The organism is Rhodococcus sp. R1101 (assembly GCF_000278445.1).
GTDB classification, from domain to species: Bacteria; Actinomycetota; Actinomycetes; order Mycobacteriales; family Mycobacteriaceae; genus Rhodococcus; species Rhodococcus gordoniae.
In genome coordinates this window covers 22388-32538 of sequence record NZ_AJVB01000009.1, presented here as the reverse complement: position 1 = coordinate 32538, position 10151 = coordinate 22388, and the positions used below count along the sequence as shown (strand labels likewise).

Here is a 10151-nt window from a genome sequence, read left to right as displayed (position 1 = left end):
GCGGGCGTCGGCGATGCGTTCGCGGTTGCCGCCGAGGTTGATGATCGGCTTGCCGAAGGCGGTGCGCTCGAGACCGCGGCGACACGCGAGTTCGAGGGTGTGCTCGGCCAGCCCGACGAGGCGCATGCAGTGGTGGATGCGGCCGGGACCGAGCCGGCCTTGGGCGATCTCGAATCCTCGTCCGGGACCGGCGATGACGGCATCGAGCGGCAGGCGCACGTCGGTGAACGACACCTCGCCGTGGCCACTGGGCTCGTCGAAGAAGCCCATCGTCGGGAGCATGCGCTCGACCTTCACACCGGGGGTGTCGAAAGGCACGAGAACCATCGAATGTCGCTGGTACTTGTGGGCTTCCGGATCGGTCAGGCCCATGAAGATGAGCACCTTGCAGTCGGGATGGCCGACGCCGGTGCTCCACCACTTGCGGCCGTTGAGCACGATCTCGTCGCCCTCGACCACGGCGGTCGCGGCCATGTTCGTCGCGTCCGACGACGCGACCTCGGGTTCGGTCATGCAGAAGGCCGAACGGATCTCGCCGTCGAGCAGCGGACGCAGCCACTTCTCCTTCTGCGCGGCGCTGCCGTAGTGGTAGAGCACCTCCATGTTGCCGGTGTCGGGCGCGTCGCAGTTGAACACCGCGGAGGCGAACGGCGAGCGGCCCATCTCCTCGGCGAGCGGGGCGTAGTCGACGTTCGACAATCCGGCACCGAGTTCGGCGTCGGGAAGGAAGAGGTTCCACAGGCCCTCGGCGCGGGCCTTGCGCTGCAGCTCGCGGAATTCGGGGGAGACGGCCCACCTCTCGGCGGCGTCGATGTCGCGTCGTCCTTCACCCGCCGTGCGTCGCGCGGCCCGCAGTTGCTGCTCGACAGGCGTGACCTCGTCTGCGATGAACGCCCGCAGACGTTCGAGATAGTCGCGACTGCGCTCGGACTGTGCGAAATCCATCGGGTGCCTTCCGTCGAGTCGACCGGGAACTGCCCGGCCGGGCGGCCGTAACTGAGCGATGCTCAGTTAGGCTATCGGTGTGAGCACCCCGCGACAAGAGGCATCCACAGGCCGGCGTCGTCTGCCGCCGGAGGAACGTCGCCGGCAACTCGTTGCCATCGGACTGCAGGAACTGTCGACCCGGCCCATCCACGCCCTGTCCATCGACCGCGTCGCAGAGATCGCCGGTATCTCCCGCGGCCTGCTGTTCCGTTATTTCCCCACCAAGCAGGACTTCTACGTCGCGGTCGTCGGCGCCGCATCACGCCGGTTGCTCCGCGCCGCGGATCCCGACCCGGACGAGCGGGATCCGCTCCGGGCCGTGTTGCACCCGTTCGTCTCGTTCATCGACCGCCACGGCGACAACTATCAGGCCTTCTTCCACAGCGGCGTCGGATCCGACCCCCAGATCCGCGACATCCACGACTCGATGCGCGACACCATGGTCGGGCGGGTCGTCGCGGCGCTGGGCTGCGACGACACCCCCGTCACCCGCATGCGGCTGCGGGCGTGGTGGGCGTTCGTGGAGTCGCTGGCGATCGATCGGTTCCGCGAAGGCACACCGAGCGTCGACGAGGTCGTCGATTATTCGGCCGCGCTGCTGCCGACGGTGCTGGCCGGGCCGTAGACCCGAACCGCCTCGACAACGAAGGGGAGGTCGTGTGCGTCCCCGGGCGGGAAAACGCACACAACCTCCCCCTCGATGGGTGGAGTACGGATCTACAAGCCGGGGATCTGGATCGTGACGCCGGGGAACACCTCGATCTGCGAGGGCACCGGGACGGGGAGATCGACCGGCGGTGCGGGAATCGTGATCGGCGGCAGGTTCGACAGGTCGGGCAGCCGGAAGGTCGGCGACGGGGGAGTGGTGGTGGTCTCGATACCGGCGTCCTTGGGGACACCCGCCTGTCCGCCGATGGGCGCCGGCCACGGGAAGCTCTCGACCGGCGTGCCCTCGAGGGCACCGTCCATCGTTCCCTTCCAGATGTCCGAGGGCAGACCGGAGCCGTAGATCGACCCACCCCAGCTGTTGGTGATCGGCCCGGCGTCGGGTGTGCCCATCCACACGGCCGTCGACAGCGACGGGGTGTACCCGACCATCCAGGCGTCCTTGTTCAGGCCGGTGTCGCCGAGCTGCGTGGTACCGGTCTTCGCCGCCGACGGCCGGCCACCGGCGAGCGCGTGCCCGCGCGAATACGCGGCGATCGGCATCATGGCCTGGGTCGTGTTGTCGGCGACCGCGGCGTCGAGGCGCTGCTCGCCGGGTGACGCCGGTCGATCGAGGAGCACGACCCCGTCGGCCGTGACGATCTTCTGCACGAAGTACGGCTCGTGGAAGACACCGGACGCGGCGATCGTCGCGTAGGCCGACGCCATGTCGATCACCCGCGCCTGGTACTGACCGAGAACGATGCCGCCCTCCGGAGAACCGCCGTTCTCGCTCAGCGTCCGCCCCTCGACACCGGGGATCGTCAGCGGGATTCCCGCTGCGTGCGCGGCGTCGGCGATCTTCTGGGGACCGTTCGGCATGGACATCATGAGCCGGTAGAAGCTCGTGTTCAACGATCGCTTGAGCGCCTCGGCGATCGTGCACCGCCCGCACGACTCGCCTTCGACGTTGCCGATGCGGACGTTGCCGACCGTCAGCGGCGAGCTGTCGAAGCGCGCGTTCAGGCCGATCCCGTCGTCGAGCGCGGCGAGCAGGCCGAACACCTTGAACGCCGACCCGGTCTGGACGGGTGCCTGCGCGAAGTCGAAGCCGGCGCCGTCCTCACCGCCGTAGTAGGCGCGCACGGCCCCCGAGCGGGGGTCGACCGAGACCACCGCGGTGCGCAATTCCCCGGGTTCCCCCGACAGCGTGGACCGGGCGGAGTCGATCGCCGCCTGCTGTGCCCTCGGGTCGATCGTGGTGGTGATCCGCAGACCCTCGGTATTGAGGGTCTGTTCACTGATCCCCGCCGCGGACAGCTCGCGCAACACCTGCGTGCGGATGTGGCCTTCCGGCCCCGTCGCCTCAGTGGCCAGCACGAGGGTGTTCGACGGCACCGTCGGGGGGAACACCTGGGCCGACCGCTCCGACGGGTCGAGGACATCCATGTCGACCATGCCGTCGAGCACGTAGTTCCAGCGCTCTTCGATCGCCGGCAGGTTGTACTCGGGATCGAGCGAGGACGGTGTCCGGATCACCCCGGCCAGGACGGCACCCTCGGAGACCGACAGCTCCTCGACGGGCTTGCCGAAGTACGCCTGGGACGCCGCACCGATGCCGTAGGCACCCCGCCCGAAGTAGATGGTGTTGAGGTACGCCTCGAGGATCTCGTCCTTCGACCACTGCCGCGCCATCTTGGTGGAGATGACGAGTTCGCGCATCTTGCGTTCGAGCGTGCGATCGGCACCGACGAGCACGTTCTTGACGTACTGCTGGGTGATCGTGGAACCACCGCCGGCGGTGTCCTTGCCCATGACGTTGTCGCGGGCCGCACGAGCGAAACCGGTGATCGAGAAGCCCGGGTTGCTGTAGAAGTTGCGGTCCTCCGCCGACAGCACGGCGTTGCGGACGTGCTCGGGGATCTGCGCGATCCCGACCTCGAGACGGTTGCCCTCCGGCGGGACCACCCGGGTGATCTCGGTGGCGTCGTCGGCCGCGTAGACCCGCGCGAGCTGGTTCGTCTTCATGTCCGACGGGGTCGGCACGTCCGCCGAGTAGTACGCGGTGGCGAAGACACCGAGCGGTACCAGCACGGCGAGAACGAACGCGACGAGTACGGCGTAGCGGACGATGTGTCCCCTGCTCTTCTTCGCTGCGGCCGCAGCGGCACGCGAGGAGGTAGACCTCTTGGGGCTCGTCACTCGTTCCACCTTCTCCGTACCGGACATCCGAGCGGGAGGGTCTCCCGCCCACCGTATGGTACGGAAACGACCGAGGGACGCCTCCGGACCACCGTTCCGGTGCTTCTCACGCCACGTGCGTGGTCATCCCGATCGGCGCCACGCGCGGAACGCGAGCCCCCACATCACGACGAATGCGAGCAGCACGAGAGACGGCACGACGCCGGGTTGCGGCGACGTCAGCTCGGCGACTGCGGCGATCACGGCCATCGCCGTGAACACCGTGAGGAGGCCGAGCAGCATCTCGAGTCGGTTCCGGCGCGGAACCTTCCTCACGACTTGACGCCACCCGCGGTCAGGCCCGAGATGATGCGCCGCTGGAAGATCAGCACCATCACCACGAGCGGCACCATGACGAGGGTGCCACCGGCCATGATCGATGCGTACGGAGTGACGTACGGATCGGTGCCGGTGAATCGCGCCATCGCGACCGTCACCGGGGCCGTGCTCTCGTTCGACAGCTGCGACATCAGCAGATACTCGTTGACGGTCGCGATGAAGGCGAGGATCGCTGTGGTGAACAGGGCGGGGGCGGCGAGCGGCAGCATGACCAGACGGAACGCCTGCCCCCGCGTCGCACCGTCCATGCGGGCGGCCTCCTCGAGTTCCCACGGCAGTTCCGAGAAGAACGAGGTGAGCGTGTAGATGGTCAGCGGCAGCACGAACGAGATGTTCGGGATGATCAGCGCCTGGTACTTGCCGATCCAGCCGATGTCGGTGAACAACTGGAACAGCGGCGTCACGAGCGCGACGACAGGGAACATCGACGCGCCGAGGATGATGCCGGTGACGAAGTACTTGCCGCGGAAGTCGAAGCGCGACAGAGCGTAGGCGGTGAATACGCCCAGCAGCAGCGCGACCGCCGTGGTGGCACCGGCGATGATGACGCTGTTGAGCAGCGCCCGCGAGAAGTTGACCTTGGCGTCGGGGTCGAGTGCGTCGGCGAAGTTCTGCAGCGTCGGGTTCGACGGCCACAGGGTTGTGCTGAACGTCTCCGACGGGTCGCGCAGAGCCGTGACGACCATCCAGTAGCAGGGGGCCAGACCCCACACGACGATCAGCGCGACGCCCACATAGGTGCCGACCGTGCTCAGTCGGCGCTTCATCGGCACCCTGCGGACCTGCACCGGATCCGGCTCGGTGCGGGGTGCCTCGGTGGTGGCGACGGTCATACGACTTCCCCCTTACGCTGCTTCTCCTGCGTGCTCACCGCGTTGGCGCCGAGGAACCGCACCAGCACGAAGGCGACGGCGAAGATGAGCAGGAAGGTGATCGTGGACAGGGCGGACGCGGAGTTCGCACCCTGACGCATCTGGTCGACGACGAGCACCGAGATCGTCGACGTCGCGGGATTCGAACCCATCATGATCGCGGGCAGGTCGTACATGCGCAGCGCATCCATGGTGCGGAACAGGATCGCCACCATGAGGGCGGGCTTCACCAGCGGCAGGGTGATCATCTTGAACCGCTGCCAGGCGTTCGCGCCGTCGACCTTCGCCGCCTCGTAGACGTCCTGCGGGATCATCTGCAGTCCGGCGAGGATGAGCAGCGCCATGAACGGCGCCGTCTTCCACACGTCGGCGACGATGATCGCGACCCGGGCGGGCCACGGATCGGCGGTCCACAGGTAGTCGGTGCCGAGCAGCTTGTTGGCGGCACCGTCGTTGGCGAAGATGAAGAACCACAGCTTGGCGGTGACGGCGGTAGGGATCGCCCACGGCACGAGCACCGAGGCACGCAGCAGACCGCGTCCCCGGAACGACTTGGCCATCACGACCGCCATCGCGAAACCGATCACCGTCTCGAGCGAGACCGTGACAACGGTGAAGAAGAAAGTGTTGAAGATCGACTGCCAGAACTGCGAGCCGAGGGTGCCCGGAGGACAGGGGATCGAACCGGTGGCGGTACCGCAGGTCTGGGTGATCCAGCGCGTGTAGTTCTCGATCCCGACGAAGCCTCCGGTGACGAACCGCCCGGTCTCGGGATCGAGCCGCTTCGCGTCACCCTGCAGCGACATCCACACCGCTCGACCGAGCGGATACAGGATGATCACGGCCAGGACGAGCATCGACGGTGCGACGAACATCCATACCGGGACCTTGCGCCGCGTCTTCACCTCCGCGGCGGGAGGCGCGGGCACGCGGTGACGTCCGCCGACACGTCCGCGGTCGGGACCGGACACGGTCCCGACCGCGGAGGCGTGTGGCGGATCCGCGGGATTATCGACCTGCGGGTCAGCCATGTACTTGCTCCTGGAGCATCAGTTGCCGGCGGTCTCGATGCCGGCCTCGGTGTCGTCCAGCGCCTGCTGGACGGTCTTCTCGCCACGGATCGCAGCGTAGGCGTTGTCGGCGATCGCCTTCGACACGGCCGAGTAGTACGGCGACGCCGGACGCGGCTTCGCGGCCTCGAGGGCTTCCTTCAACGTCGAGAAGTAGGGGTACTGCTCGAGGATCGACGCGTCGTCGTAGACCTCGGCGAGAACCGGGGCACCGCCCGCCTCCGCGTAGTGCATCTGCGACTGGCGGGTCTGCATGAACTCGAGGAAGTCGCGCGCGGTGGCGGGAGCATCCGAGAATGCGCTGATGCCGACGTTGTACCCGCCGAGCGTCGAGACGCCGGGACCGTCGACGCCGGGCAGGACGGCGATGCCGTACTTGCCGGCGACCGACGACGTCTCGCCGTCGGTGTAGAAGCCCGGCCACGTGCGCAGGAACAGCGCCTCACCGTTGCCGAAGGCGGTCTGCGACTCACCCTCGGTGTAGGTCTGGGCGGCCGCCGGGATGATGCCGTCCTCGAAATTGTCGACGAGGAACTGCAGGCCTTCGGCCGTCTTGTCGTCGACGGCCGGGGTCAGGCCGTCCTCGGAGACGAAGGAGCCGCCGAAGGCATTGACGATCTCGGTGACGTTGACCGTCAGGCCCTCGTAGTTCTTGAACTGACCGATGTAGCAGGCGATGCCCGCCTCCTCCGCCTTCGGGCACTCGGCCTTCAGGTCGTCCCAGGTCGCGGGTGCCTTGTCGACGAGATCGGTGCGGTAGTACAGGAACGCGCCGTTGGTGTTCTTCGGGGCGGCGTAGAGGGTGCCGTTGTAGGTACCCGACTCGACGGTCGCGGGCAGCACGCCCTCGGTGTCGATCGCCAGGTCGCCCTCGAGGGGAAGCAGCCAGCCGTTCGCGGCGAACTCCGCCGTGTTGGTGACATCGACGGCGATGAGGTCGTACTCGTCGCTCTTGGCCTGCATCCGCTGGGCGATGTCGGCGTACTGGTCGTTGGCCTCCTTGGCGAGCGGCTTGAACGTCACCTGCTCGTCGGGATGCTCGGCGTTCCAGTCGGCGATGATGCTCTCGAGCGCCGTGTTCAGGGGATCCTGCCCCTCGACGATCGTGATGGGGCCGCGGCCCTCACCGGAAGCAGCGGTGCCCTCACCGCCGGTCGAGGTGTCGTCGCTCCCGCTGTCCGACGAGCAACCCGCGAGAACGAGCGCGGTCGCGGCCGTTGCAGCGATCGCAGCCCTCCGCATCGCCTTCGTATTCAGAACCATCAACAACTCCCCATTTCGAGGTCGAGGAACACACGTCGGTGACCAGGTGCACCGACACCGGCCACTACTGTGGCACGCACCACCGGTAAAAGTCGGCATTCCGCCCATCCTGAATCGGTCGAGTGTCGACTCCGCGGACCGGTTCGGAGCGGAGGTCAGCCGATTCGCTTCCCGTCCGACGTTCCGAAGACGTGCACCTGCTCGGGGTCGAAGCGCAGGTACAGCCGGTCGCCCTTCTGCGGAGGGTTGCGCCAGTCGCTGCGCGCGACGATCTGCTGCACGATGCCGCCGACGTCGGCCCGGCCGTAGACGTACGCCTCGGATCCGAGTTCCTCGACCACATCGACGTCCATGGCCAGGCCCTCGTTCGAGATCTCGAGGTGTTCGGGGCGGATGCCGAGCACGACCTCCTTCTCGGTGACCTGTCCGACCACGTCGCGTGGGATCGGGACGTGCGTGTCGCCGAGCAACGCGCCGCGGTCGAACACGGGGAGGCGGAAGAGGTTCATGGCGGGCGAGCCCATGAAGCCGGCGACGAAGACGTTCGCGGGCCTGTTGTAGAGCACGCGCGGCGACGCGCACTGCTGCAGGATGCCCTTCTCGAGCACCGCGACGCGGTCACCCATCGTCATGGCCTCGACCTGGTCGTGGGTGACGTAGACGGTGGTGGTGGCGAGCCGTCGCTGCAGCTGCGCGATCTGCGTGCGGGTCTGGACGCGGAGCTTGGCGTCGAGGTTCGACAACGGCTCGTCCATGAGGAAGACCTGTGGCTGACGGACGATGGCACGGCCCATCGCCACACGCTGACGCTGACCACCGGACAGCGCCTTGGGCTTGCGGTCGAGGAACTGTTCGAGGTCGAGCATCTTCGCGACCTCGACGACCCGCTCGCGGATCTCGTTCTTGGGTGTCTTGGCGAGCTTGAGCGCGAAGCCCATGTTCTCGGCGACCGACATGTGCGGGTACAGCGCGTAGTTCTGGAACACCATCGCGATGTCGCGTTCCTTCGGATCCTGCCCGGTGACGTCGTCGTCGCCGATGAGGATGCGCCCGCTGTGCACCTCCTCGAGACCGGCGAGCATGCGCAGCGAGGTCGACTTGCCGCAGCCCGACGGCCCGACCAGGACGAGGAACTCACCGTCCTCGATCTCGAGGTCGAGCGCGTCGACCGCGGGCGTACTCGAGCCGGGGAACAGGCATGTGGCCTTGTCGAAGGTCACCGACGCCATTTCGCAGATCCTTTCCGAAGCGGAACACGCTCGTGCGGTAGGGGAATCTACCGTGTCCTGTCCGCATCACGGTCGACCGGCGCGAGGTCCTCGTCCGTCCACACCTGGATTCCGCGCAAGCCCGGTACGTCGCCCGCGCGGAAGACCGGGTCGCGTCCCTGCTTGCGCTGCGCGGAGTAGTGGTGGAACAACGCGTAGGCGATACCCGACAGCGGGATCAACGCGATGAGGTTCACCGTGGCCATGATTCCCATGGCGAGGTCGGCCAGCGCCCACACGAGGGGGAGCGAGCCGACGGCTCCGAGGAACACGCACACCACGACCGCCGTCCGCAGGTAGGGGAGGATTCGGCGCGAACCGGTGAGGAACTCCATGTTCGATTCGCTGTAGTAGTAGTTGCCGATCACGGAGGTGAACGCGAGGAAGAAGATCAGCACCGCCAGGAAGTGGACCGTCCAGTCGCCGAGTTGCAGGGCGAGCGCATTCTGCGTCAGGGCCGCGCCTTCGAGGCCGCTGCCGAACTCGGGCTCGGACAACAGGATGATGAAGGCCGTGATCGAACACACCAGCAGGGTGTCGAAGTAGACACCGAGGCTCTGGACCAGGCCCTGCTTCACCGGGTGCGAAACTGCCGCGGTGGCACCGGCGTTCGGCGCCGACCCCATGCCCGCCTCGTTGGAGAACAACCCGCGGCGGATGCCGTTCATGAAGGCTGCGGCGAAGCCTCCACCGACGATCTCCTCGAGGCCGAACGCGTTCTCGACGATCAACCGGAACATCGCGGGAACCTCACCGATGTTGAGGATCACGACGATGACGCCGATCACGAGATAGGCGATCGCCAGGATCGGCACCAGCACCTGCGACACTCCGGAGATGCGGCGGATTCCGCCGAAGATCACCACGGCCACGAGGGCGGCGACGACGAGGCCCACACCCACCTGCAACCCCGTCGACTTCTCGCCCACGGAACTCGAGACCGCGTCGACGATGGAATTGGTCTGTACCGCGTTGAACACGAAGCCGTAGGTGATCGTGATGATCACCGCGAAGATCATGCCCATCCACCGTTTTCCGAGCCCGTACTGCATGTAGTAGGCGGGTCCGCCGCGGAAGGAATCCTTGTCGCGCACCTTGTACAACTGGGCGAGGGTGGACTCGAGGAATGCGGTGGCCGCGCCGATCGTCGCCATCACCCACATCCAGAACACCGCGCCCGGTCCGCCGAGGCTGATCGCGATCGCGACACCTGCCACGTTGCCGGTGCCCACACGCGAGGCCGCGGATACCGAGAACGCCCGGAAGGGCGAGATCCCCTTCGTGCCGTCGGGCATCGTCGTCGGTTTCTCGACGACGGAGCGCAGCATGTCCGGCACGAGCCGGATCTGGATGAATCGCGAGCGCACGGTGTAGTACAGGCCGGAGCCGACGAGCAACGCGATCACCGCGTACCAGAAGGTGTCGTTGATATCGGTGACGAAATCGACCGCAGAGTCCATCTTCAC

At 67.0% G+C, this 10151-nt stretch carries 9 protein-coding genes; 1 reads left to right on the top strand and 8 read right to left on the bottom strand.

Features of this window, described 5'->3' with window-relative positions; genetic code table 11:
* Positions 1-945, bottom strand: a 945-nt coding sequence (locus tag R1101_RS0101940) for an acyl-CoA dehydrogenase family protein (protein WP_016931807.1), incomplete at its 3' end; no start/stop codon positions are given.
* Positions 946-1024: 79 nt separating this feature from the next.
* Here R1101_RS0101940 and R1101_RS0101935 point away from each other — a divergent pair.
* Positions 1025-1612, top strand: a complete 588-nt coding sequence (locus R1101_RS0101935; protein ID WP_016931806.1) for a TetR/AcrR family transcriptional regulator — start codon at positions 1025-1027, stop codon at positions 1610-1612.
* Positions 1613-1704: 92 nt separating this feature from the next.
* Here the strand turns inward: R1101_RS0101935 and R1101_RS0101930 are convergent, their stop codons facing one another.
* The 7 genes from R1101_RS0101930 to R1101_RS0101900 all read right to left on the bottom strand — a co-directional run bounded on the left by R1101_RS0101930 (position 1705) and on the right by R1101_RS0101900 (position 10145).
* Positions 1705-3861 carry a transglycosylase domain-containing protein gene (locus R1101_RS0101930; protein ID WP_016931805.1) on the bottom strand — a complete coding sequence of 719 codons (2157 nt, stop codon included), beginning with the start codon at positions 3859-3861 and terminating at the stop codon, positions 1705-1707.
* Between the two features lie 96 nt (positions 3862-3957).
* A complete protein-coding gene (locus tag R1101_RS0101925) occupies positions 3958-4149 on the bottom strand; it encodes a hypothetical protein (RefSeq protein WP_016931804.1) in 192 nt (63 codons plus the stop codon).
* Complete coding sequence (locus tag R1101_RS0101920) at positions 4146-5045, bottom strand: ABC transporter permease subunit (RefSeq protein ID WP_016931803.1); 900 nt, start codon at positions 5043-5045, stop codon at positions 4146-4148. The genes R1101_RS0101925 and R1101_RS0101920 overlap by 4 nt, the downstream gene beginning before the upstream one ends.
* Positions 5042-6115, bottom strand: coding sequence for a carbohydrate ABC transporter permease (locus R1101_RS0101915; protein WP_016931802.1), 1074 nt, complete (start codon positions 6113-6115; stop codon positions 5042-5044). Before R1101_RS0101915 ends, R1101_RS0101920 begins: the two co-directional genes overlap by 4 nt.
* Before the next feature lie 18 nt (positions 6116-6133).
* On the bottom strand, positions 6134-7417 hold the full coding sequence (locus tag R1101_RS0101910; protein WP_016931801.1) for an ABC transporter substrate-binding protein: 1284 nt from the start codon (positions 7415-7417) through the stop codon (positions 6134-6136).
* A gap of 155 nt (positions 7418-7572) precedes the next feature.
* Entirely contained in the window at positions 7573-8646 is a 1074-nt protein-coding gene (locus R1101_RS0101905) for an ABC transporter ATP-binding protein (RefSeq protein ID WP_016931800.1), read from the bottom strand.
* 47 nt (positions 8647-8693) lie between these two features.
* A complete protein-coding gene (locus R1101_RS0101900) occupies positions 8694-10145 on the bottom strand; it encodes an alanine/glycine:cation symporter family protein (protein ID WP_016931799.1) in 1452 nt (483 codons plus the stop codon).
* Positions 10146-10151: the final 6 nt, after the last annotated feature.